Below are 22937 nucleotides of genomic sequence, written 5' to 3'. Positions count from 1 at the left end.
CTTTTGCATAAGAAGTACTAGCATTTTTTTCAAAAATGCAGTACAGACAGTAGCTGATTGAATTGAAAGTGCGCTGATGAGCTTCTTTCAACTCTAATGCTAGGGCCCCGACAAAGAGACTTTCAAAAAGAAAGTCAACGATGAACGCGAGTTGGGGCGTCGGGGAAGGACAATGAAATCTAATTAAGGATTACAAAAGACTAGTGTCTTTTGCATAAGAAGTACTAGCATTTTTTTCAAAAATGCAGTACAGACAGTAGCTGATTGAATTGAAAGTGCGCTGATTAGCTTCTTTCAACTCTAATGCTGGGGCCCCGACAAAGAGACTTTCAAAAAGAAAGTCAACGATGAACGCGAGTTGGGGCGTCGGGGAAGGACAATGAAATCTAATTAAGGATTACAAAAGACTAGTGTCTTTTGCATAAGAAGTACTAGCATTTTTTTCAAAAATGCAGTACTTCTTTAAACTTCTTTGACGTCGACGTCGATGTGTTCTACGCGGTTGTATGCGCCGTGATCAACTGGGCCTACAAAGTCATTCATTTTCCAACCATTTTTAATTGCTGATGCCACAAATGCTTTAGCGCTAATAACAGCTTCTTTAGGTGATTTACCATTTGCCAAGTAAGCTGTTGTAGCTGCTGCAAATGTACAACCTGCACCGTGGTTATAACTTTGTTGGAACATATCAGTTGTTAATTGATAATATGTTTGACCATCATAATATAAGTCATAAGATTTATCTTGATCTAATGCTTTACCACCTTTAATAATAATATGTTGAGCACCTTGATCATAAATGATTTTTGCAGCTTTTTTCATATCTTCAATTGACGTTAATTTACCTAATCCAGATAATTGACCAGCTTCAAATAAATTAGGTGTTACGACCGTTGCTTTAGGTAATAAATATTTAATCATTGCATCTGTATTTCCTGGGTTAAGTACTTCGTCTTCCCCTTTACATACCATAACTGGATCTACTACGAAATATTTTGCACCTGATTGTTCAAATGCTTCGCCAGCACGTTTAATGATTTCTTCAGTTCCAAGCATACCTGTTTTAACAGCATCTGGACCAATTGAAATGACTGTTTCTAATTGTTTTTCGAATACATCCATTGGAAGTGGTGTCACATCGTGAGACCAAGTTTCTTTGTCCATTGTTACAACAGCTGTTAAAGCCACCATACCGTAAGTGTTTAGTTCTTGAAATGTTTTAAGGTCGGCTTGCATACCTGCGCCAGCGCTTGTATCAGAGCCGGCAATTGTTAATACTTTTTTTAATGCCATGTATTATCACTCCTGTCAATTATTTACATCTTTATTTATCATATCATGTAACTCAACTATTGTTCTAGCATGAAGATAGTAAGGCGATTTATATCACGTTCCAAAGGGGTCATATGTTAAAATAGAAGTGAGGTGAAAACGATGGAATGGTCAGACATTTTTCATGACATTACAACAAAACATGATTTTAAAGCAATGCATGATTTTTTAGAAAAAGAATATACGACACAAATCGTCTATCCAGATAGAGAAAACATTTATCAAGCTTTTGATTTAACACCATTTGAAGATATTAAAGTTGTTATTTTGGGTCAAGATCCATATCATGGACCTAACCAAGCACATGGGTTAGCATTTTCAGTTCAACCCAATGCTAAATTCCCACCATCTTTAAGAAATATGTATCAAGAATTAGAAGATGATATCGGCTGTCATAGAACTTCTCCACATCTACAGGACTGGGCACGTGAAGGTGTTCTGTTATTAAATACTGTATTAACTGTACGTAAAGGTGAAGCACATTCCCATAAGGACATTGGATGGGAAATATTTACAGATGAAGTGATCCAAGCTATTTCGAAACATCGTGATGATGTTGTATTCATATTATGGGGTAAGCCTGCACAACAGAAAATTAAATTAATTGATACATCAAAACACTATATTATTAAATCGCCACATCCAAGTCCGTTATCGGCTTATCGTGGCTTCTTTGGTTCTAAACCATATTCTAAAACTAATGGTTATTTAGAATCCAAAGGTAAATCACCTATCAATTGGTGCGAGAATGGGGAGGCTTAAATGAATAGAGCGCAAGTGATTCAACTAATTGAACATGAGTTAGTGCAAGCTGATGAGGCTACTAACGAGCAACAATTCGAGAAACATATGTATGCGATTCATACATTAACGTCAATATATGCTAACAACGAAAGTAAGCCAGCGTCATCAAAATCACAAGGTCAGGATTTTACAAATACTGTGACTACGTCATTTTCAAAAGTAAATCAAAGTTTAAACACTTCATCGTCACAAGGTAAATCCAAAGTGACTGCTGCAGAAATTGAGGCGATGGGTAGAAAAGTTCCAGATTCAATGAAATCGTCACAGAATAATAGTTTGCCATCTAATACAATGGTAACGGATGATGAAATTGGTAATGGAGAATCAATATTTGATTTTTAAACTGAATGAGGAGAATGAATGTATATGATGAAATTATTTATAATACTAGGTGCGCTATGTACAATGATGTCAGTTGGTACTGGGGCATTTGGTGCACATGGTCTTGAAGGTAAATTATCGGACAAATATATGTCAGTTTGGGAAAAAGCAGTGAATTATCAAATGTACCATGGATTAGGATTAATCATTATTGGTGTTATTAGTGGTACAACATCTATTAATGTGAATTGGGCAGGTTGGCTCCTCTTCCTTGGTGTGGTGTTCTTTAGTGGTTCGTTATATATATTAGCTTTAACACAAATCCGTATCTTAGGAGCGATTACACCAATTGGTGGTGTATTATTTATCGCGGGTTGGTTAATGCTTATTATCTCTACATTTAAATTTGTAGGATAAAATTTAACATAATTTATCAAATTTATTAGTTTTATATAAAACTGCAAAGCACTTATATTGTGTCAATAATATAGATTAAACAACTCACCTTTTGGGTATATAGCATACTTGAGGTGAGTTTATTTTATGAGTAAAAATAATCAAAATCAGGATATAGATAGAGGCGATTTGAAACAGAACCTCTCTGAAAAGTTTGTCTGGGCTATTGCTTATGGCTCATGTATAGGTTGGGGTGCTTTTATTTTACCTGGAGATTGGATTAAGCAATCTGGTCCAATTGCTGCATCTATAGGTATCGTAATTGGTGCATTATTAATGATACTCATTGCAGTAAGTTATGGGGCCTTGGTAGAAAAATTTCCAGTTTCAGGTGGCGCCTTTGCATTTAGTTATTTAAGTTTTGGTAGATACGTTAGTTTCTTCTCATCATGGTTTTTAACATTTGGGTATGTATGTGTTGTTGCACTTAATGCAACGGCATTTAGTTTATTAGTAAAATTTCTACTTCCGGATTTGTTGAATAATGGGAAGTTATACACGATTGCAGGATGGGACGTTTACATAACTGAAATCATTATTGCCACTGTGTTATTACTTGTCTTTATGCTAGTAGCAATCCGTGGTGCAAGTGTATCAGGTTCATTGCAATATTACTTTTGCGTAGCTATGGTTATTGTTGTGTTGCTTATGTTTTTCGGTTCGTTCTTTGGAAATAATTTTGCATTTGAGAATTTACAACCATTAGCTAATCCTAAATCAGGTTGGTTCACATCTATAATTATGATTGTGGCAGTAGCGCCTTGGGCGTATGTTGGCTTTGACAGCATTCCTCAAACTGCAGAAGAATTTAACTTTTCACCTAATAAGACATTTAAATTGATAGTGTATAGTTTGTTGGCAGCGTCACTGACGTATGTCGTAATGATTTTATACACAGGTTGGTTAAGTACTAATAATGCAAGTTTAAATGGTAACTTATGGGTAACAGGTGCTGAAACACAGTCAGCATTTGGTTATATTGGTTTAGGTGTATTAGCCATAGCAATTATTATGGGGATATTTACAGGTTTAAATGGATTTTTAATGAGTGCAAGTCGATTGTTATTCTCAATGGGGCGTTCAGGCATTATGCCAACTGCTTTTAGTAAATTACATTCTAAATATAAGACACCATATGTAGCGATTATCTTTTTAGTAGCTGTTACATTAATTGCACCTTGGTTAGGTCGTACTGCATTAACATGGATTGTTGATATGTCGTCAACTGGCGTATCAATTGCTTATTTTATTACATGTTTATCTGCAGCTAAGTTGTTCAGTTTTAATAAAGAAAGTAATACGTACGGACCTGTTTATAAGACATTTGCCATTTTTGGTTCGATTGTATCATTTATTTTCCTTCTGTTATTGTTAGTGCCTGGATCACCAGCATCGCTCTCAATGCCGTCATATATTGCTTTAGGTGGATGGTTAGTAATTGGACTGATTTTCTTCGTTATCCGTTATCCTAAATTGAAGCGAATGGATAATGATGAATTAAGTCGATTAATTTTAAATCGTTCTGAAAAAGAAGTTGAAGATATGGTAGATGATACTTATAAATAGTTTAACTTTAAAAAGCGCGGGCTCTAGGGAGCCACGCGCTTTTCTATTATCAACAATAGTATAAATGATGTTATATTCTTTTTCGTGTTCTTGCAAAACCAGATAATATAATTTTAGAAATTTGGTCTGCAAATAATAAGCCGAGCGCAATGGCGCCAGCAATGAGTGTTACTTCAAGCATTGTATTAATCGCTTTACTGAAGTCTAATAGTACTAAATTCTTAGTAGCATCGAACGCTAGACCACCAGGTACAAGAGGAATAATTCCAGGTACCATGAAGATAATTGCTGGTTCCCTCTTTGTACGAGCCATATAGTGACTAATTAAACCTAACGCTAAACTTCCGAAGAAGCTTGAGTAGATCGTATGTGTGTTTAAACCTTGATAAAAAAGAATGTAAACCATCCAACCACATGCTCCTACAAATCCACAAGAGAGATAGAGTTTCCTAGGCGCATCGAAGATCACACAGAAAAAAAGTGAAGCGGTATAACTAAAAATTAAGTTTAATATCCAAAACATTCATTCCCACTCCTAAACTAAGATTAAAACTGAACCAACGCCAGCGCCAATACCAAAAGCAGTGACGAGTGCTTCTAAGGACTTCGTTGTAAACATAAGCATGTGTCCACCAAATAGATCTTGAATGGCATTTGTTATAAGTACTCCAGGAACAATAGGCATTACAGAGGCAATAATAATTGTTGCAAGATCACCTGTGGGTAATAAATAATGACCAAGTACTGAAATAATTCCTATAACGAGTGACCCTAAAAATTCTGGAATAAATTGCGCATGTAAACGTCTATCTAGTATTTCAACTACAAGATAACCTAAGCCACCCGCTAACAATGCGGTGATAACATCGACAAGTTTGCCATCCTGTAAATATAGGAAACTAATGGCAATAATGGCAGCAGCAATTCCCTTGAATAGTAAACTACTATCACGTTTAGCGACATATATATTCTCAAGTTTTAATTTAGCTTCTTCTAGCGTAATTGCACCTTTTGTGATTAAGCGTGAGATTTCATTGGTTTGAGAAATTTTAATGAGATTCGTATCACGTGAATTAATTCTAAAAATTCGAGGATAAGATTCATTATGTAATGTAAATTGAATAACAGTATTGGTAACAAAGCTATTACTCTCAGGATAGCCTAATTTACGTGCAATACGTGTCATTGTATCTTCAACACGTGTACCTTCAGCACCGGACTCCAATAATATGCGTCCAGCCATCATGACAACGTCTTTAATTAATTTTTCATCTGCATTTTCGTGTATTTGTGTATTATCCATTTCATCACCATTCGTTAAGATGTACTCATAATTATAGTCAATGAGTCTAAGATATAAAAGCCTTTTAGGTTTATGATACAAAATTAAAGTAGCTAATTGAAGTAAGCACGCTTATATTAAAAGTTTCTAAGCTCTGATTCACTCTTATAAAAAGAATCTCACACATTAAGTATGTTTGTTTATAACAAATGCCTAGAAAATTCGCGCTTTAAAATGAAGAAAATATAACAATTAAATGTTAAAAAATTAAAAAGAGTGTACATTAATCGTTATAGTATAATGTTGCAATACATTTAAAATAAAAAATATATACAAACTCATTCTATAATGTTTCAAAATATTACAATTTGGTTAAATAATAATTAGTTAGCAATTTATGAATAATATTGAGTAGCGACAATATTTTCATAGTTGTTAATGTTCAGAGTAGTAATTAAGTTCTCCCAAAACATATACTACACTATAATAGCCTGAGGCATAGTAAGTGCCTCAGGTTATCGTTGTTTTAAAACCTATTTAAATGTGGCGATTAATAGCTATTCCCTAAATATTCGTCTATTAAACTATTATCAAAATAAGATATTGTGGGCATTTATAAAGTTTGGCACGTCATCATTGTTGGAGATACATTCGAGTACCATTATCAATTTATTTCTATAAATAAAAAGTTCCCTTCAAAGCCATGTTCAATCAAGCTTAGAAGGGAACAAGTTATGAATATCACAAAATAGATTTATCTAATAGCAAGTTTAGATAGCAAAAAAGTGTTCGAAATCATCTGTTTTTAAGATGTGACCAATATAGAAACCACCAAATTCTCCATATCTAGCAGTTGTCTCATCAAAACGCATTTCGTATACAATTTTCTTGAATTGTAGTACATCATCAGAGAATAAAGTTACACCCCATTCAAAGTCATCAAAACCAACTGACCCTGTGATGAATTGTTTGATCTTACCTGCATATTGTCGACCAATCATACCATGGTTATACATTAATTTCTTACGTTCTTCCATTGGTAACATATACCAGTTGTAAGTCTCATTACGACGTTTATCCATTGGATAGAAACAAATATACTCTGTTCTAGGTAATTCAGGATATAGTCTCGCTCTAACATGTGGATTTTGATATGGATCTTCATCAGACTTACCTGCTAAGTAATTACCTAATTCAATCACTGATACGTATGAGTATGTTTGAATAAGGAAATCAGCAATACGAAGTTTATTGAGTTCATTTTCAATTTCATTAAGTTCTTTCATTTCTGGACGTAAGTACCATAATAGAATGTCAGCTTTTTGACCTGTAATATTATATAGCGCGTAGTCGCCAGCTTGTTGTTCTCTAGCACTAGCTTTATCGTTAATGAATGTTTTGAATTCATTGATCATAGCTTCACGTTCATCCTCAGGCACTAGTCTAAATGTTGCCCAATCTACAGCATAAAATAAATGAAGACTGTACCAACCATCTAAAGTTTCAGCTGCTTCACTCATGTGGATCGCTCCTTCAAAATTGATTATTATTATTTATTACAGATTAAATTTTATCATAAAGAGAATTAGTAAACATACTTAAATGATTACAAATTAGTGAAATGGAAATATCACTATAAATACAGTATAATTAGAGTGCAAAATATTATTATGAAATTATTTAGGAGGGCATTATGTCTAGTTTATTAGATGTATTACAAGAAAAACTTTCAGGAAAAAATGTCAAAATCGTATTACCTGAGGGTGAAGATGAGCGTGTGTTAACAGCTGCTACACAATTACAAGCAACTGACTATGTAACACCTGTAGTTTTAGGTGACTATGACAAAATTAACTTATTAGCTAAAGATAAAGGATTAGATGTTTCAGACATCGAAATCATTAATCCATCTACAAGCGAATTAAAACCAGAATTAGTTAAATCATTCGTTGAACGCCGTAAAGGTAAAGCAACTGAAGAACAAGCTGATGAATTATTAAATAACGTTAACTATTTCGGTACGATGTTAGTTTACGCTGGTCATGCTGACGGGTTAGTAAGTGGTGCAGCACATTCAACTGGAGATACTGTTCGCCCTGCATTACAAATCATTAAAACGAAACCAGGCGTATCTAAAACTTCTGGTATCTTCTTTATGATTAAAGATGATCAACAATATGTATTCGGTGACTGTGCAATTAACCCAACATTAGAATCATCTGATTTAGCAGAAATCGCAGTTGAAAGTGCGAAATCAGCTAAAAGCTTCGGCATGGACCCACGTGTTGCTATGTTAAGCTTCTCAACTAAAGGTTCAGCTAAATCTGACGATGTTGATAAAGTAGCAAATGCAGTTAAATTAGCTCAAGAAAAAGTAGAATCTGAAGGCTTAACAGACGTTGTAATTGATGGTGAATTCCAATTTGATGCTGCTATTGTACCTTCAGTAGCTGAGAAAAAAGCGCCAGGCGCTAAAATTCAAGGTAATGCAAATGTCTTTGTATTCCCAAGTTTAGAAGCAGGTAATATTGGATACAAAATTGCTCAACGTTTAGGTGGTTTTGACGCAGTTGGTCCTGTATTACAAGGTTTAAACTCACCTGTTAACGACTTATCACGCGGTTGCTCAACTGAAGACGTTTATAAATTATCAATCATTACAGCTGCTCAAACATTACAATAATGGACTTAGCGAGTAAATACTTTAATGATATCGATTGGCGCTATGTAGACCATTCGTCTGGTTTAGCGCCAATGCAATCATTTGCTTTTGACGATACGTTTTCAGAAAGCGTAGGTAAAGATTTATCATGCAATGTGGTCAGAACATGGATTCACCAACATACCGTTATTCTCGGTATTCATGATTCGCGCTTACCATTCCTTAAAGATGGTATTCGATATTTAACTGATGAAATAGGTTATAACGCAATTGTGAGGAATTCGGGTGGTCTTGGTGTCGTGTTAGATCAAGGAGTATTAAATATCTCACTTATTTTCAAAGGTCAAACGGAAACGACAATTGATGAAGCATTTACAGTAATGTATTTATTGATTTGCAAAATGTTTGAAAATGAAGATGTAGAGATTGATACACGAGAGATTGAGCACTCATATTGCCCAGGAAAATTTGATTTAAGCATTGATGGTAAAAAGTTTGCCGGCATTTCACAACGTCGTGTACGTGGTGGTATTGCAGTGCAAATATATCTTTGTGTTGAAGGATCAGGTTCAGAACGCGCGGAAATGATGCGTGTCTTCTATGAACATGCACTTAAAGGCGAAGTGACTAAATTTAAATATCCGGATATACAACCTGAATGTATGGCATCACTGGAAACGTTGTTTGGGCGAGAGATTAAAGTCCAAGATGTGATGTTCCAATTATTACACGCTATTAAAGATTTAGGTGGTAATCTGAATATGGATCCAATCACTGAAGATGAATGGACACGTTATGAAGGTTACTTCGACAAGATGATAGATCGTAATGAGAAGATGAATCGTTCAATAGAAGCTGATTAAGCGTGAAACAACTTTTAAAATTGAAAATTTGATACAGTTAAATAGGCTGGGACAAAATAAAATGTCTCAGCCTACTTTATCATGTTGTCAGTAGCTGACTGGTAGGCGGGGCGCTAACAAAGAGAATTTCCTAAAGAAATACTACAAGATAAGCAAGTTGGGGTTCGGGGCCCCAACAAAGAGAATTTCCTAAAGAAATTCTACAGGCTAAGCAAGCTGGGGATACAACGAAATAAATTCTGAGAAAATATTATTTCTGTTCTACTCCCTTTTCATTTGGAATAATGTAATTTTAGGTGGAATTATATATCAAATTTATTATAAATTGCTATATTCCTATTACTTTTTATAGTAATATAGTTTAGGTGGATTAATATAAAAACGATGTAGATTGTGTATCATTTTAATATATTGATGGTGTAGATTAATCAAGAACGAAGGCCATCTTAATTAAAAGACTAACATGACAGTATGTTAGAGATTTTAATTTTAGGGTATAAATATTTTTAAGTTTTAAAGTTAAATTAACTGAGTCTATCTTTTATTCAAGTCGAAGAAGGTTACAAAAATGTGGATAGACTATGACATGCAATTATAAAGTTAATTTGCGTACACGCTACGATAAAAGGTCAGTAATTTAAATACAAATTGACATAGGCATTTATAGAGTTGAAAGATTTAGGATATATGCATGATAAGTATATCCACTGACCTCGAAAATAATTTTTCAGAAAGAATATTAAAGGTGAGATATCATGGTACAACGTGGCTATGGGGAGTCTAACGGCAAAATAATATTAATCGGGGAGCATGCGGTAACATTTGGTGAACCTGCAATTGCGATTCCGTTTACTTCAGGAAAAGTAAAAGTCTTAATCGAAAGTTTAGAAAAAGGTAATTACTCAGCGATACAAAGTGATGTCTATGATGGACCACTTTATGATGCGCCAGAACATTTGAAATCTTTAATTGGCCATTTCGTAGAGAATAAAAAGGTAGAAGAGCCATTATTAATAAAAATTCAAGCAAATTTACCACCATCTAGAGGTTTAGGATCAAGTGCAGCCGTTGCTGTCGCTTTCATAAGAGCAAGCTATGATTATTTAGGTTTACCACTAACTGATAAAGAATTATTAGAAAATGCAGACTGGGCAGAACGTATAGCTCATGGTAAACCAAGTGGTATAGATACTAAGACTATCGTTACGAATCAACCTGTTTGGTATCAAAAGGGCGAAGTTGAAATATTAAAGACCTTAGATTTAGATGGTTATATGGTAGTTATCGATACAGGTGTTAAAGGTTCTACTAAACAAGCAGTCGAAGATGTGCATCAATTGTGTGATAATGATAAGAATTATATGCAAGTTGTTAAACATATTGGTTCTTTAGTGTATTCAGCTAGTGAAGCGATTGAGCATCATAGTTTTGATCAATTAGCTACAATCTTTAATCAATGTCAAGATGACTTAAGAACATTGACGGTGAGTCACGACAAAATAGAAATGTTTCTTCGCTTAGGAGAAGAGAATGGTTCAGTCGCTGGCAAATTAACAGGTGGCGGCCGTGGTGGTAGTATGCTTATCTTAGCTAAAGAATTGCAAACAGCTAAGAATATTGTCGCTGCAGTTGAAAAAGCTGGTGCACAACATACATGGATTGAGAAGTTAGGAGGATAAACCATTGAAAAAGAATGGTAAAGCACGCGCACATACGAATATTGCACTGATTAAATATTGGGGTAAAGCCGATGAGGCATTAATCATACCAATGAATAATAGTTTGTCAGTTACACTAGACCGTTTTTACACTGAAACACGTGTAACATTTGATGAAACATTAACAGAAGATCAGTTAATTCTTAACGGGGAAGCTGTAAATGCTAAGGAAAGCGCTAAGATTCAACGTTATATGGAAATGATTCGTAAAGAAGCTGGGATTTCAGAACATGCGCTTATTGAAAGTGAGAATTTTGTTCCAACAGCTGCAGGTTTAGCTTCGTCAGCAAGTGCATATGCTGCATTAGCCGGTGCGTGTAATGAAGCTCTACAATTAGGTTTGTCTGATAAAGATCTTTCACGATTAGCGCGTCGTGGGTCTGGTTCAGCATCTCGCAGTATTTATGGTGGATTTGCTGAATGGGAAAAAGGAAATGACGATGAAACTTCCTTTGCACACCGTGTTGAAGCGGATGGCTGGGAAAATGAATTGGCTATGGTTTTTGTTGTTATTAATAACAAATCTAAAAAGGTATCCAGTCGTTCAGGCATGTCACTTACACGTGATACATCACGTTTTTATCAATATTGGTTAGATAACGTTGAACCAGATTTGAAAGAGACTAAAGAAGCCATTGCTCAAAAAGATTTCAAGCGTATGGGTGAAGTTATTGAAGCTAATGGTTTACGCATGCATGCAACTAATTTGGGAGCACAACCTCCATTTACATATTTAGTACCAGAAAGTTATGATGCTATGCGCATCGTTCATGAATGTAGAGAAGCGGGGTTACCTTGCTACTTTACAATGGACGCGGGTCCTAACGTTAAAGTATTGATTGAAAAGAAAAATCAACAAGCTATCGTAGATAAATTCTTACAAGAATTTGATCAATCACAAATCATCACAAGTGACATTACCCAATCAGGAGTCGAAATAATTAAGTAAGGAAGAGATATAATGATTCAGGTGAAAGCACCAGGAAAGCTTTATGTAGCAGGTGAATATGCAGTGACTGAGCCAGGATATAAGTCTGTCTTAATTGCGGTCGATCGATTTGTTACAGCTTCAATTGAAGCTTCTAATGCAGTAACAAGTACGATTCATTCCAAGACATTACATTATGAACCTGTAACGTTTAATCGCAATGAAGATAAAATTGATATCTCCGATGCTAATGCTGCTAGTCAATTAAAGTATGTTGTAACTGCAATTGAAGTTTTCGAACAATATGCGAGAAGTTGCAACGTCAAATTGAAGCATTTTCATTTAGAAATCGATAGTAATTTAGATGATGCTTCAGGTAATAAATATGGGCTTGGTTCTAGTGCGGCAGTTTTAGTGTCAGTCGTCAAAGCATTAAATGAGTTTTACGATATGCAATTATCTAACCTATATATTTATAAACTTGCAGTCATTTCTAATATGCGATTACAAAGTTTAAGCTCATGTGGTGATATAGCTGTAAGTGTATACAGTGGCTGGCTAGCTTATAGTACTTTCGATCACGATTGGGTCAAACAACAGATGGAAGAAACATCAGTTAATGAAGTATTAGAAAAAAATTGGCCGGGTCTTCATATTGAACCTTTACAGGCCCCAGAGAATATGGAAGTCTTAATCGGTTGGACAGGTTCGCCTGCTTCATCACCTCATTTAGTCAGTGAAGTGAAGCGCTTAAAATCAGATCCTTCTTTTTATGGAAGATTCCTTGATCAATCTCATACATGTGTTGAAAATCTTATCTATGCGTTTAAAACAAATAATATTAAAGGTGTTCAGAAAATGATTCGACAAAATCGTATGATTATTCAACAAATGGATAATGAAGCGACAGTCGACATTGAAACTGAAAATTTAAAAATGTTATGTGATATTGGAGAACGTTATGGTGCTGCTGCCAAGACATCAGGTGCTGGCGGTGGTGATTGCGGAATCGCCATTATTGATAATCGCATTGATAAAAATCGTATTTATAATGAATGGGCATCACATGGTATTAAACCGTTAAAATTTAAAATTTATCATGGACAATAATAATATAAACTAATAAATGAGTAGGACTAAATTCAAATGTTGAATCAGCGTCTTGCTCTTTTTTATTATGGAAGAGAATGACTTTTAATGATAGGCTTGAATTTTCTTGTAAAAGGAGTAAAATAATTAGAGTTAAATTCATTGATTCGTATTAATATGCTTCAAAATTTAGGATAGAAACGACAATATAGAAAGGTAGGTGGCAAGGTGAAAAATAAATTTTTAATATGTGATGAATGTCAGGCGGTAAATATCAAAACTTTGAAAAGAAAATTAGAAAAATTAGATCCAGAAGCAGAAATTGAAATCGGCTGTCAATCTTATTGTGGCCCTGGACGTCGAAAAACGTTTGCCTTCGTCAATAATCGACCACTTGCTGCGCTTACTGAAGACGAATTGTTAGAAAAAGTCACAGCTCAGCTAAAAAAACCAAGAGATCCGGAAGAAGAAGAACGATTAAGAAAGCGTAATGAGGAACGTAAACGCCGTAAAGAAGAACAAGATCGAAAGCTAAAAGAGAAATTAGCTAAACGTAAGGCGATAAAATAGAGGAATCAAGTTATATTATAAACTTAAGCTATGAGTGTATTCTAACCTGAATATTGTCGTAGCTTTTTTATTGTAATAAAAAAAGCACTTAGAAGATATTTATCTTCTAAGCGCTTAATTAGGTCTAATCCTATGACAGTACAACAACGTTAGTTGCTTGTTCGCCGCGTTGACCTTCAGTAATATCGAAGTCAACTTTTTGACCTTCTTCTAAAGTTTTGTAACCTTCACCAGCTATACCGCTGAAGTGTACGAATACGTCACTTCCGTCTTCTCTTTCGATGAAACCAAAACCTTTTTCTGCGTTAAACCATTTTACTGTACCGTTATTCATATAGAATACCTCCATGTGCTTTTGCACGAATATTTGTAACAAATTCATTTATAAAAAAGAGAGTATTCTAAACAAACACACTACATTTAAATTCACGAGCTTTTATTACGTTAGATTAACTATAACTGTTATTTATTAATAAGTAAAGCTTTTTATTTTTAAAAATATTGATAAGTTGAATTTATATCTCTTGAAGTACTAGTATGACAGTATTTTAATAAATTAAAATTTTTTAAATATTAAACAAATCATTAAAGGATTCTACTATAGTTGGGTGAGTATAAATAGTATCTCTTAGAACTTGGTAAGGTATATGTTGATCAATTGCTAACTTAATTAAATTAATAATTTCTTCTGATTCTTTGCCATAAAGTGTAGCACCTAAAATCAAATCAGTATCTTTATCGATAACAACTTTGAAAATGCCGCGAGCGTCATTATTAATCTTATGTCTCGGAATTTGAGCGACAAGTAATGTATTTTCATTATAATTATAGCCTTGAGATTGAGCTTCTTTAGCTGTTAAACCTACTCGAGAAAATGGTGGATCAATAAAGACAGTGTAAGGAATTGTACCGCGGTTAAGTGTAGTACGCGATTGGTCACCATATAGTGTAGATTTTAGAATTCTAAAGTCGTCCAGAGAGATATAAGTGAATTGTAGCCCGCCTTTGACATCTCCAACAGCATAAATATGTTCGACTGAAGTTTGAAGATGCTCATTCACTTTGATTTCACCACGTTCACCAAGTTCAACACCAGTTTCTTCAAGCGCTAAATCAGTATTAGGTATACGACCTGTAGCTATCAATACAGCGTCAGCTGAGAAATTGCCTTTAGAAGTTACAATTGTCGTTTGGTTGTTGTTATTTTTAAATTCTAGCGTATCTGCATTTGTGACAAAGGTAATCCCTTTGTCCTCTAAATCTTTAATTGCATGTGCAACCACGTCTTGATCTTCACGTGGCATGATATGTTCGCCGTGTTCTATAACTGTGACTTTTGAGCCAAAATTAGCAAACATTGAAGCAAATTCTAAGGCGATATAGCCTCCACCAATGATTACTAAATGCTTAGGTTGATATGAAATATTCAATAAACCTTGTGAATCAAATAAATGTTTAGCACTTTCGATACCCGGGATAGATGGAATATTCGATTTTGCGCCTGTATTAATAACAATTCTATCCGCAGTTAAAGTATGTACAATAGCACCATCCTCGTCTAGTAGATTAACTTCAGTATTAGATTTGAATTGCGCTTTGTAATTGAATACTTCAATGTTTGTATCATTTGCTAAGTTATCATAGTTTTTCTTATTTAGTGCGCTGACTACGTCTTTTTTTCTTGAAAAGGCAGTACCAAAGTCTGTACCGTCAATCCCATCATGTACGAGTACTTTAGAGGGTATACAGCCGTGGTTGCTCAATTGTGCATACTTCCATACTAAATTAATAAAAAATTATTTGGTTTATTTTCAACGAATGCTTACGGCTAGTTGGTGGTCCGTCATCTATAATATAGTCGAATTCAATTGACTTAATCGCCATTTGTACAAATTCGGCTTTATCCTCAAGCGTGGATACATTCCACATTTCTAAAAGTAATTTTTTATATTTTTTAACGTCTTCAATATCAAACTGTTTTTCTACTTTATTTTTAGTTTGACTTTCATATTCTTTAATAGCCTCGTCAGTTTCTTTAATTAAATCAAACAGCTCATCTTCCTGCATTAACCCGTTCGCATATAACTTATGATACCTTTTGCGTTGTTCCATAACTTTGTGGATATCAACAGTTATTTCAGGCTCACTTTGTTTTTCTTCAATTTCATATTTCTCTAAATTTAGATTGAGTAAGTAGTCATAAAATACTCGTAATATCTCCCGTTCTTTTATATAAACTGGTTTTAAGTTAGGCGTTATTTTACAATTGTTGCAGTAATAATTTTTATGTGTTGTGTAACCGTTTCGTGTTTTCTTTTTATTTGTATTCATTGTTAATTTAGCGCCACATGTAGGGCATGTAAGTTTACCTCTAAATACAGATGTGTGGGCGATAACTTTTGTATTTACACGTTCGTTCAATCTATCTTTTATTTTATTGTACATTTCTTCGGTAATAATAGGCTCATGATTATTCTCTAAATAGACGCCACCCCATTCGAAATGACCACGTGTAAATGGACTTCTCAATGCTCGTGTGATTGACCTATCTTCCCATTTTCTATTATTCGGTGGTGGAATATCTGAATTATTCAACTTACGTGCTATTGATTTAGCGCTTTTACCTTTTAACGCCTCCTCATAAGCAAATAGAACAACTTCCTTGTACTTATTAGGTACAAACTTATTATCTACACGATCATAATAAAACGGTGGAGTAGTAAGCATGATACCTTTTTTAAGTGCTGCAAGTTTACCCATTTGTGTACGTTCTCTAATCGTCTCACGTTCCCATTCAGCCATTGCACCAACTAATGTAACGAACAGTCGTCCCATTGCAGTTGAAGTATCGTACACTTCAGTAGCACTCCTAAATGCTACATTATTCTGTTCAAATATCTCTAGTAAGTCCAATAAGTCACGCACATTACGTGTAAGTCTATCTAACTTATACACTAGGACTAAATCAAACTTATTTATATCATTCATCAACCGTTGTAATTCTGGTCTATCACGTTTAGCACCAGAGAAACCAGCGTCTATAAATGTATCAGTTACAGTCCAATCATTTATCTCGCAGAATGATTTAAGTTTCCTTTCTTGTTCTTCGATAGAATAGCCATGTTCTTTTTGCTCTAATGTACTGACCTGACACGAACGTAAATAGCTACGTTCATAATACATCACTCCTTTAAAAAGGGTACGCAGAAAATGTGTACCCTTAGATTAACCGTATTTAGAAATTACAAAAACATAAAATAGTATGAGGAAACCAACTAAGAAGAAGAAACAACCGCAACCTCCCATATTTGTGTATGTATTTGCTAATTGTTCTCCAGCCTTTGATTGTTTTCTACTTTTACTTTGACTTGCAGCTTTAAGTTCTTTAAAAAGATAAGCGAATACGCTTATAGCAATTAAAATACATATAACGCCTATAAATGTCGCCATATCATTACCTCCTAATTGTTATAAAGATAATGATAGCAAAGCGCCATAAGAGGCGCTATAATTATTCGAATATTTGATAGTTATAAATCACTTTTCCTATTACTTCTATTTCTTCTAAACTTTCTAAATCAAAAGTATTCGTTTTAAATTCATCTGAATAACTCACAGGATCTAAATGTAATTTTGTTTCTGTTCGTCTCACTCGCTTTACAGTATATTCACCACCCAAACGCAAAACTAAGATATCGTTATTATTCAATCTATAATCTTGATTGCGTCTGTAATCGTGAATAATTATGTATGAGCCATTAGATAACACTTTGTTCATGCTATCTCCGTTCACTTGTAAAGCAATACACTCTTTAGGGTTTCGACCATTAAAAGCAATATCAGGCACTTCTAATTCTTTAGTATCTACTTCCACAGTTTCGAAATTACCAGCTGACACTTGACCATAGTATGGTACTTGGTAATATTTATCTATCTTTTCAATTGGGACGATGTCATCTTCCAAACCTATTAAATAATCCATACTTACACCAAAATAAGTAGCTAATTGTGATACAGTTTTTGCAATTGGTTCTGATTTGTCATTTTCCCAGTTAGATAATTTACCTTTAGTAAAACTATTCCTTTTATCTTTACTAGGAAATTGGTTATGTAAATCGTCGCTAAGTTGTTGCAACGTCATTCCTTTTTGCTTCCTTAATTTTTTAATACGTGAGCCGAAAGTCATACCATTTCCTCCTTTTATTGTAATATATTCGCTACATTTATAATATACAACATATGTAAAATAATCACAACACTTATATAGGAATAAATAAAAAAAGTTATAAATTTACGACAAAAGCATTGACTTAGGTTACATTAACGTGTACTATAATAGACAAGTCGTAAAAACACGACAGAAAGAGGTGTAAATATGAAAGGTTATAGCAAGCTTAAAGGTCTATTGAAAGAACGAGGTATTAATCATGATGAACTTGCTGATTTACTTGATGTACACAGGGTTACAGTAAGCAACAAGTTAAATCGTTCGCACGGTGCAGACTTTACAATGACAGAGGTCAGAAAGTTGTGTTTGTACTTAGAAGTAAGTGCAGACATATATTTTTTAAATGTAAGTCGTGAAAACACGACAAAAGAACCGCAGACAACTTAAAAAAAGGAGGGGCGTAATGCCAAAACACATACAAACAATGATGTTCCAATTCTTTGCCAAACGTGGCTACTTAGAGCCGGCGATGAAAAATTTAGAGGAAAGAGAGGAGCAAAATAATGAGAAACAAAGAATTGCTAATTAAAGATTTAAAAGTAATTAATAGTTGCACGGGTGAAGAGTTGGAAGTAGCAGCAGAATACTTACTAACAAAACACCCACAAAGAGTTGATAACTATTTACACGATGAAAATAATCGTGGACTTGCCTATCACATATGTGGTTATGACGGTAAGTGCCAACAGAAATTTATCGAAGATATAAAATTCACTCACAACGTGAACGTATTTTAAGGGGGTGATCAAATGACAAATGACGATAAAACGTTTGTACTAACAGGTTTTATGTTTATTGCAGTGTTCTTTCTATTAATCGCATTAAATGTGTTTATCACTAATGCAGCTGCAATTGCATTGTTAGTTGCTATGCTAACCTATTTATTCTTTGACACTTGTTACTACGTAAAAAAAGACTGAGTGCTACGCCAATAGCAAACAGTCGGAGACTAATAAAATTATATGTACTTAAAATTTACAACTAAACAAGGAGGTAGTCAAGTTGAAACAACATAAATTTAAAAAGATGGCTTTAGATCTTATAGAACTCGTACCGAATGATAGGTTTCAGGTCGAATACAAATACAACATCATATGGTTTGTTCATTTCGATAAAAGATATCCCAAAAACGTAAAAACTAAATACATCGATAACGACATAGATGACGAGCGCACAATGCTAATTAAATTTGAACGATTTAAAAAAGTGCTAAAAGGAGAGTGTTTGCTCGACGAAATCTAATTATCAAGGAGATGTACTTATGCATTACGAAATTATATCAACGGGATCCAAAGGAAATTCAGTAATCATCAACGATATCATGGTCGATTGTGGAGTAGCTTTCAAAAGATTAAAGGAATATTTATACGATATTAAATATCTTTTATTAACCCACATTCATAGCGATCACATTAAACCGACAACTTTAAAAAGAATAAAAAAAGAATTCCCGCATATAAAGGTAATTGGCAATTATGAAATTGCTCAATTATACGATGTTGACCATATTATCAATGCCGGTTTTCCAATGGATGTTGATAACTACACTTTTGAAGCATTCGAATGTGTACATGACGTTGTTACTTACGGGTACACATGGAGTTTTAACAATAATGAAATTATTTATGCAACTGATACTAATTCTTTAGAAAACGCACCAATCAAGAAGTATGATTACTTATTTCTTGAGTCCAATTATGATGTTGAAAAACTTGAACAAGCGAGAGGCAAACGCAGTAAATACGGTTATGACCCATACGTTTCTGGTTTAAGACATCTAAGCACAAAGGATTGTAAAACATTTTATTACCTGAATCGTAGAGATAAAGAATCAAAACTCATAGAACTTCATATGTCTGAGAGATTCTATTAAAAAATTCAAATTAGGAGAAATCATGCGAATGACTTAACGAAAGGAGAAACTATCATGAATGAGTTGGTAAAAGAACACAATTACAAAATAACAACAACTCAAGGTCATGTGACTTTTGAAGAATATGACAACTTGCTGTCAGAGGCTCAAAATCTTGCAAATCACGTTAAACAAGTTGAGGTTAATGAAGACAACATCAAAGAAGCTAAAAAACTAATGGCTCAAATGAATAATCGTGTAAAAGAACTTGAGACAACTAGAAAGGACGTTAAAAAGACTTTACTAGAACCGTACAATCATTTTGATGATCAAGTTAAAACTATCAAAGGTGTTATAGACGATGCGGTTTCACACGTCAAAAAACAAGAACGAGATCTTACAGAACAAGAACGAGAAAATAAGAAAAAAGCGATTGCTGATATTTTTGACAAACGAATTAAACATTATGGTTTTGAAAAAATAATGGGGTTTGCAGATTTCATAAAACCTCAGCATCTAAACAAATCATACTCAATGAATAAAGTAGAAAACGAACTCGTAGATTGGTTGGAAAAAACTAAAAGAGACTTGGATACAATCAATAAATTGAAAAATAGAGACGAGTTAATTGTTGAATATCAAAACACCCAAGACTTATCAATGGCTTTTGAAATTATCGATAAACGTAATCAAAGAAAAAAACAGATAGCTGAGCAAAATAAGACAACACCTAAACAAACATATCATGTTTTTACTATTGAAGATGACAAAGATGCACAAATTGTAAAACTGTTATTGCAACAAAACAATATCAAATTTGATTATAAAAATTACTAATAAAGGAGATTTTAACTATGGAATTATTAAAAGATTTAGAACTTGTAGAGGTATCAGTAGAAGACGGAAGAGCAGAATTAACATTTTTAGATGAAGAGAATATGGAAATCCGAGCGGTAAAAATTAACAAGAAAAAATATGATCAAGACAGAAACAAATGGTATGAAGACTCTGAACAAGCTGAAAAGGCTGAAAAATTGGCACAAGATGAGTTTGGCGTAAGTTTTGAAGATCTAGAAAACGCGGTGGGTCAACATAAAGATATTTATGCGTACGATAAATTCAATTCTTTATTTGAAGTACAAATGATTGAAAAATTCGAAACAGACCAAGAAGGGTTGATATTCCAAACAGAAATTGCAGAGATCACTGAGGATAATGTAGGTATTCATATTCGTTTTGAATACGAAGGTGAAAAATATGAATCTAAAATGACTTATTCAACATATTTAGAGGCTAAAAAACAATTCATTGTAGACCCTATTAAAAAACAAAAACAATATGAAAAATTTGAAAACAAATTCAACAAACCTATTGAAGAAAAAGACGAATTAATCGGTCAAAACATCACAGTAGAAGTAAAAGTAGCATTCGGTAAATTCGCATATTGTGAAATCAAGAACATCCCAAAGAGAAAATAAAACACTTATCCGGTTTTATCCGGCTTCTCTTTTAACGATTTAGGAGGAAAATGAATGACTGATGATTTACTTTTTTACGATATTGAAGTGTATAAGTACAACTCATTTGTTGTATTTAAAAATATAAATAAAAAAACGTTAAGAATCTTTACGAATGAACAAAACTTCAAAGGGTTAACTGAGTTCATCAAAGGTAAAACCTTAGTTGGTTATAACAATAACTATTATGATGACAAAATTTTAAAAGCTATGTCTGATAGCAAAACTCAAGAACAAATCAAACAAATCAACGACAATATCATTTCAGGTGATTTTGTCAATTATCCAAGAATTAAAAATAAAACATATGACTGTTTTCAACAGATCGATGTGTCTAATCCTTCGCTTAAAAAGATAGAAGGCAATGTTGGAAAAATGATTTTAGAAACCGATATAGGTTTTGACATTGATAGAGAGCTTACCGAGGAAGAACTCGTACAAGAAATGAATTACTGCGCATACGATGTTGAAAACACTATCGATGTTTACAAAGAACGAAAAACTAACTATTTCGATATCAAAGATGACTTGGTGGATATGTTAGGTAATGAAAAAGCAGCTAAGTGGAACACAACGACAATCTCATCAAACATTCTTTTAGATGAACAAAAAGGTCAAAAAGAATGGGCGGATTTCCAAACACATATACCTGATGGTTATTTGAATAATGTACCTGAACAAGTTGTGGATATGTGGACTTCGAGAAAACCCAATAAGAAATCAATTAAAATAGAAGATTTTGATTGCGAAATAGAATTTGGTTTCGGTGGCCTTCACGGTGTGCATAAGCACATTTATAAAGCCAGAGACGTTAAATTATTAGACGTTGCTTCAATGTACCCTCACATTATCCTGAACATAAAAGCATTACCACCTAAAGCATTAGAAAAATACAAAAACATTTTAGATGAGCGTATCAAAATCAAACATGTAGATAAAAAGAAATCTAACGCGCTTAAATTAATTCTTAACAGTGTGTATGGGAATTTGAAAAATAAATACTCGTCGTTAAAAAACAGTCAAGCTGCGGTAGGGGTTTGCGTATACGGTCAAGTAGCCCTTTATACACTTTGTAAAAGACTTTCAGAAACTTGCACAATATTAAACATCAATACCGACGGTGTCGCTTTCACAACTGATTCAGACGAATATAAAAAAGTTTGGAAAGATTGGGAAGAAGAATTCAAATTAACGCTTGAAGAAGATTTGTTCAAATTACTTATTCAAAAAGACGTTAACAACTATATAGCAGTAGAACCCGATGGAAGCATCAAAGTCAAAGGTGGAGATGTTAACAGGTATCACGAGGACGCTAAATTTAAAAACAATAATGCGCGCATCTTAGATATCGCTTTAGTAGATCATTTGGTATACGACAAACCTATTCTAAACACTCTAATAGAATACAAATCACAACCGCATTTATACCAATATATTTTGCAAGCTGGCAGAACATACGAGGGTACTTTTGACAACAATAAAGTAAAATTACAAAAAGTGAACCGAGTTTTTGCAGCAAACCAATCAACAACACCATACGTTTTATACAAAGTAAAAAATGTAGACGGACAAGAATCATGGGCAAGATTCCCAGATGCGCCTGAAAACATGTTTTTATGGAATGACGAAATATACGACAAAGATGGTAAAAGTCTGATAAATGATTTTGATAACCGTATAGATATCAATCACTACTACCAAATTCTTATAAAAAGATTAGAAAGATGGAAAGAATCAATTTGATTAAAA

At 33.8% G+C, this 22937-nt stretch carries 27 protein-coding genes and 1 pseudogene; 19 read left to right on the top strand and 9 right to left on the bottom strand.

Going from position 1 to position 22937, the window contains the following annotated elements; translation table 11 throughout:
* Nucleotides 1-462: 462 nt before the first annotated feature.
* Nucleotides 463-1293: a bifunctional hydroxymethylpyrimidine kinase/phosphomethylpyrimidine kinase gene (gene thiD / locus AC1RRU_RS06830; RefSeq protein ID WP_002455702.1), complete on the bottom strand. Its 831-nt coding sequence runs from the start codon at nt 1291-1293 to the stop codon at nt 463-465.
* 141 nt (nt 1294-1434) lie between these two features.
* On the opposite strand from thiD, the gene AC1RRU_RS06825 reads away from it, so the two are divergent.
* The 4 genes from AC1RRU_RS06825 to AC1RRU_RS06810 all read left to right on the top strand — a co-directional run bounded on the left by AC1RRU_RS06825 (nt 1435) and on the right by AC1RRU_RS06810 (nt 4479).
* Nucleotides 1435-2094, top strand: coding sequence for a uracil-DNA glycosylase (locus AC1RRU_RS06825; RefSeq protein WP_046464824.1), 660 nt, complete (start codon nt 1435-1437; stop codon nt 2092-2094).
* Entirely contained in the window at nt 2095-2478 is a 384-nt protein-coding gene (locus AC1RRU_RS06820) for a DUF5327 family protein (RefSeq protein WP_033079581.1), read from the top strand.
* A 27-nt stretch (nt 2479-2505) separates the two neighbouring features.
* Nucleotides 2506-2874, top strand: a complete 369-nt coding sequence (locus AC1RRU_RS06815) for a DUF423 domain-containing protein (RefSeq protein ID WP_161632370.1) — start codon at nt 2506-2508, stop codon at nt 2872-2874.
* A 126-nt stretch (nt 2875-3000) separates the two neighbouring features.
* Nucleotides 3001-4479, top strand: coding sequence for an APC family permease (locus AC1RRU_RS06810; RefSeq protein ID WP_033079583.1), 1479 nt, complete (start codon nt 3001-3003; stop codon nt 4477-4479).
* Nucleotides 4480-4549: 70 nt separating this feature from the next.
* Here AC1RRU_RS06810 and AC1RRU_RS06805 read toward each other — a convergent pair whose 3' ends face one another.
* From AC1RRU_RS06805 to hemQ, 3 genes are all read right to left on the bottom strand, one after another.
* Complete coding sequence (locus tag AC1RRU_RS06805; protein WP_011276662.1) at nt 4550-5002, bottom strand: threonine/serine exporter family protein; 453 nt, start codon at nt 5000-5002, stop codon at nt 4550-4552.
* Between the two features lie 12 nt (nt 5003-5014).
* Nucleotides 5015-5782, bottom strand: coding sequence for a threonine/serine exporter family protein (locus tag AC1RRU_RS06800; protein ID WP_011276661.1), 768 nt, complete (start codon nt 5780-5782; stop codon nt 5015-5017).
* Between the two features lie 749 nt (nt 5783-6531).
* Nucleotides 6532-7281, bottom strand: a complete 750-nt coding sequence (hemQ, locus tag AC1RRU_RS06795) for a hydrogen peroxide-dependent heme synthase (protein WP_048668187.1) — start codon at nt 7279-7281, stop codon at nt 6532-6534.
* A gap of 173 nt (nt 7282-7454) precedes the next feature.
* On the opposite strand from hemQ, the gene pta reads away from it, so the two are divergent.
* The 6 genes from pta (at nt 7455) to AC1RRU_RS06765 (ending at nt 13591) form a co-directional block, all read left to right on the top strand.
* Nucleotides 7455-8444 (top strand): phosphate acetyltransferase, encoded by a 990-nt coding sequence (gene pta, locus AC1RRU_RS06790; protein ID WP_011276659.1) that lies wholly within the window; start codon nt 7455-7457, stop codon nt 8442-8444.
* Nucleotides 8444-9286, top strand: coding sequence for a lipoate--protein ligase family protein (locus AC1RRU_RS06785; protein ID WP_016930863.1), 843 nt, complete (start codon nt 8444-8446; stop codon nt 9284-9286). Before pta ends, AC1RRU_RS06785 begins: the two co-directional genes overlap by 1 nt.
* Nucleotides 9287-10041: 755 nt before the next feature.
* Complete coding sequence (gene mvk / locus AC1RRU_RS06780; protein WP_011276657.1) at nt 10042-10965, top strand: mevalonate kinase; 924 nt, start codon at nt 10042-10044, stop codon at nt 10963-10965.
* 4 nt (nt 10966-10969) lie between these two features.
* Nucleotides 10970-11953 carry a diphosphomevalonate decarboxylase gene (gene mvaD, locus AC1RRU_RS06775; protein ID WP_048668185.1) on the top strand — a complete coding sequence of 328 codons (984 nt, stop codon included), beginning with the start codon at nt 10970-10972 and terminating at the stop codon, nt 11951-11953.
* A 12-nt stretch (nt 11954-11965) separates the two neighbouring features.
* Nucleotides 11966-13042: a phosphomevalonate kinase gene (locus AC1RRU_RS06770; RefSeq protein ID WP_016930864.1), complete on the top strand. Its 1077-nt coding sequence runs from the start codon at nt 11966-11968 to the stop codon at nt 13040-13042.
* Between the two features lie 207 nt (nt 13043-13249).
* Nucleotides 13250-13591: a YuzB family protein gene (locus AC1RRU_RS06765; protein ID WP_011276654.1), complete on the top strand. Its 342-nt coding sequence runs from the start codon at nt 13250-13252 to the stop codon at nt 13589-13591.
* Nucleotides 13592-13721: 130 nt separating this feature from the next.
* Here AC1RRU_RS06765 and AC1RRU_RS06760 read toward each other — a convergent pair whose 3' ends face one another.
* The 5 genes and pseudogenes from AC1RRU_RS06760 to AC1RRU_RS06740 all read right to left on the bottom strand — a co-directional run bounded on the left by AC1RRU_RS06760 (nt 13722) and on the right by AC1RRU_RS06740 (nt 17777).
* Nucleotides 13722-13925 (bottom strand): cold-shock protein, encoded by a 204-nt coding sequence (locus AC1RRU_RS06760; protein ID WP_011276653.1) that lies wholly within the window; start codon nt 13923-13925, stop codon nt 13722-13724.
* Between the two features lie 232 nt (nt 13926-14157).
* Nucleotides 14158-15348 (bottom strand): annotated as a pseudogene (gene merA, locus AC1RRU_RS06755) (hypothiocyanous acid reductase MerA); the annotation flags it as partial.
* 28 nt (nt 15349-15376) lie between these two features.
* Complete coding sequence (locus tag AC1RRU_RS06750; protein WP_053020692.1) at nt 15377-16774, bottom strand: recombinase family protein; 1398 nt, start codon at nt 16772-16774, stop codon at nt 15377-15379.
* A gap of 42 nt (nt 16775-16816) precedes the next feature.
* Nucleotides 16817-17041: a hypothetical protein gene (locus tag AC1RRU_RS06745; RefSeq protein ID WP_053025762.1), complete on the bottom strand. Its 225-nt coding sequence runs from the start codon at nt 17039-17041 to the stop codon at nt 16817-16819.
* A 61-nt stretch (nt 17042-17102) separates the two neighbouring features.
* Nucleotides 17103-17777 carry an XRE family transcriptional regulator gene (locus AC1RRU_RS06740; RefSeq protein WP_048668067.1) on the bottom strand — a complete coding sequence of 225 codons (675 nt, stop codon included), beginning with the start codon at nt 17775-17777 and terminating at the stop codon, nt 17103-17105.
* A gap of 189 nt (nt 17778-17966) precedes the next feature.
* Here AC1RRU_RS06740 and AC1RRU_RS06735 point away from each other — a divergent pair, with 189 nt between their 5' ends.
* The 9 genes from AC1RRU_RS06735 (at nt 17967) to AC1RRU_RS06695 (ending at nt 22931) form a co-directional block, all read left to right on the top strand.
* Nucleotides 17967-18206, top strand: a complete 240-nt coding sequence (locus AC1RRU_RS06735) for a helix-turn-helix domain-containing protein (RefSeq protein WP_049426260.1) — start codon at nt 17967-17969, stop codon at nt 18204-18206.
* Nucleotides 18207-18222: 16 nt separating this feature from the next.
* A complete protein-coding gene (locus tag AC1RRU_RS06730; protein WP_256098333.1) occupies nt 18223-18348 on the top strand; it encodes a hypothetical protein in 126 nt (41 codons plus the stop codon).
* Complete coding sequence (locus AC1RRU_RS06725; protein WP_049426261.1) at nt 18323-18556, top strand: hypothetical protein; 234 nt, start codon at nt 18323-18325, stop codon at nt 18554-18556. The genes AC1RRU_RS06730 and AC1RRU_RS06725 overlap by 26 nt, the downstream gene beginning before the upstream one ends.
* A gap of 12 nt (nt 18557-18568) precedes the next feature.
* A complete protein-coding gene (locus AC1RRU_RS06720) occupies nt 18569-18739 on the top strand; it encodes a hypothetical protein (protein ID WP_154392788.1) in 171 nt (56 codons plus the stop codon).
* A gap of 82 nt (nt 18740-18821) precedes the next feature.
* Nucleotides 18822-19061: a hypothetical protein gene (locus tag AC1RRU_RS06715; RefSeq protein ID WP_107609708.1), complete on the top strand. Its 240-nt coding sequence runs from the start codon at nt 18822-18824 to the stop codon at nt 19059-19061.
* Nucleotides 19062-19080: 19 nt separating this feature from the next.
* The gene (locus AC1RRU_RS06710) at nt 19081-19692 is read left to right on the top strand and encodes an MBL fold metallo-hydrolase (protein WP_053020688.1); all 612 of its coding nucleotides are present in this window, start codon (nt 19081-19083) and stop codon (nt 19690-19692) included.
* Between the two features lie 54 nt (nt 19693-19746).
* Nucleotides 19747-20508, top strand: a complete 762-nt coding sequence (locus AC1RRU_RS06705; RefSeq protein ID WP_206950342.1) for a DUF1351 domain-containing protein — start codon at nt 19747-19749, stop codon at nt 20506-20508.
* Nucleotides 20509-20525: 17 nt separating this feature from the next.
* A complete protein-coding gene (locus tag AC1RRU_RS06700; RefSeq protein WP_136719952.1) occupies nt 20526-21149 on the top strand; it encodes a hypothetical protein in 624 nt (207 codons plus the stop codon).
* A gap of 54 nt (nt 21150-21203) precedes the next feature.
* Complete coding sequence (locus AC1RRU_RS06695; protein WP_206950343.1) at nt 21204-22931, top strand: hypothetical protein; 1728 nt, start codon at nt 21204-21206, stop codon at nt 22929-22931.
* Nucleotides 22932-22937 lie beyond the last annotated feature (6 nt).

This window comes from Staphylococcus sp. GW821-FHT11H10 (assembly GCF_058807855.1).
This window is presented reverse-complemented; position numbering and strand designations above follow the sequence as displayed.

What these genes read in the sequence shown, in the direction of transcription:
- thiD (WP_002455702.1), bottom strand. Translation starts at nt 1,293, where the DNA reads ATGGCATTAAAAAAAGTATTAACAATTGCCGGCTCTGATACAAGCGCT.
- AC1RRU_RS06825 (WP_046464824.1), top strand. Translation starts at nt 1,435, where the DNA reads ATGGAATGGTCAGACATTTTTCATGACATTACAACAAAACATGATTTT.
- AC1RRU_RS06820 (WP_033079581.1), top strand. Translation starts at nt 2,095, where the DNA reads ATGAATAGAGCGCAAGTGATTCAACTAATTGAACATGAGTTAGTGCAA.
- AC1RRU_RS06815 (WP_161632370.1), top strand. Translation starts at nt 2,506, where the DNA reads ATGAAATTATTTATAATACTAGGTGCGCTATGTACAATGATGTCAGTT.
- AC1RRU_RS06810 (WP_033079583.1), top strand. Translation starts at nt 3,001, where the DNA reads ATGAGTAAAAATAATCAAAATCAGGATATAGATAGAGGCGATTTGAAA.
- AC1RRU_RS06805 (WP_011276662.1), bottom strand. Translation starts at nt 5,002, where the DNA reads ATGTTTTGGATATTAAACTTAATTTTTAGTTATACCGCTTCACTTTTT.
- AC1RRU_RS06800 (WP_011276661.1), bottom strand. Translation starts at nt 5,782, where the DNA reads ATGGATAATACACAAATACACGAAAATGCAGATGAAAAATTAATTAAA.
- hemQ (WP_048668187.1), bottom strand. Translation starts at nt 7,281, where the DNA reads ATGAGTGAAGCAGCTGAAACTTTAGATGGTTGGTACAGTCTTCATTTA.
- pta (WP_011276659.1), top strand. Translation starts at nt 7,455, where the DNA reads ATGTCTAGTTTATTAGATGTATTACAAGAAAAACTTTCAGGAAAAAAT.
- AC1RRU_RS06785 (WP_016930863.1), top strand. Translation starts at nt 8,444, where the DNA reads ATGGACTTAGCGAGTAAATACTTTAATGATATCGATTGGCGCTATGTA.
- mvk (WP_011276657.1), top strand. Translation starts at nt 10,042, where the DNA reads ATGGTACAACGTGGCTATGGGGAGTCTAACGGCAAAATAATATTAATC.
- AC1RRU_RS06770 (WP_016930864.1), top strand. Translation starts at nt 11,966, where the DNA reads ATGATTCAGGTGAAAGCACCAGGAAAGCTTTATGTAGCAGGTGAATAT.
- AC1RRU_RS06760 (WP_011276653.1), bottom strand. Translation starts at nt 13,925, where the DNA reads ATGAATAACGGTACAGTAAAATGGTTTAACGCAGAAAAAGGTTTTGGT.
- AC1RRU_RS06750 (WP_053020692.1), bottom strand. Translation starts at nt 16,774, where the DNA reads ATGTATTATGAACGTAGCTATTTACGTTCGTGTCAGGTCAGTACATTA.
- AC1RRU_RS06745 (WP_053025762.1), bottom strand. Translation starts at nt 17,041, where the DNA reads ATGGCGACATTTATAGGCGTTATATGTATTTTAATTGCTATAAGCGTA.
- AC1RRU_RS06740 (WP_048668067.1), bottom strand. Translation starts at nt 17,777, where the DNA reads ATGACTTTCGGCTCACGTATTAAAAAATTAAGGAAGCAAAAAGGAATG.
- AC1RRU_RS06735 (WP_049426260.1), top strand. Translation starts at nt 17,967, where the DNA reads ATGAAAGGTTATAGCAAGCTTAAAGGTCTATTGAAAGAACGAGGTATT.
- AC1RRU_RS06730 (WP_256098333.1), top strand. Translation starts at nt 18,223, where the DNA reads ATGCCAAAACACATACAAACAATGATGTTCCAATTCTTTGCCAAACGT.
- AC1RRU_RS06725 (WP_049426261.1), top strand. Translation starts at nt 18,323, where the DNA reads ATGAGAAACAAAGAATTGCTAATTAAAGATTTAAAAGTAATTAATAGT.
- AC1RRU_RS06720 (WP_154392788.1), top strand. Translation starts at nt 18,569, where the DNA reads ATGACAAATGACGATAAAACGTTTGTACTAACAGGTTTTATGTTTATT.
- AC1RRU_RS06710 (WP_053020688.1), top strand. Translation starts at nt 19,081, where the DNA reads ATGCATTACGAAATTATATCAACGGGATCCAAAGGAAATTCAGTAATC.
- AC1RRU_RS06705 (WP_206950342.1), top strand. Translation starts at nt 19,747, where the DNA reads ATGAATGAGTTGGTAAAAGAACACAATTACAAAATAACAACAACTCAA.
- AC1RRU_RS06700 (WP_136719952.1), top strand. Translation starts at nt 20,526, where the DNA reads ATGGAATTATTAAAAGATTTAGAACTTGTAGAGGTATCAGTAGAAGAC.
- AC1RRU_RS06695 (WP_206950343.1), top strand. Translation starts at nt 21,204, where the DNA reads ATGACTGATGATTTACTTTTTTACGATATTGAAGTGTATAAGTACAAC.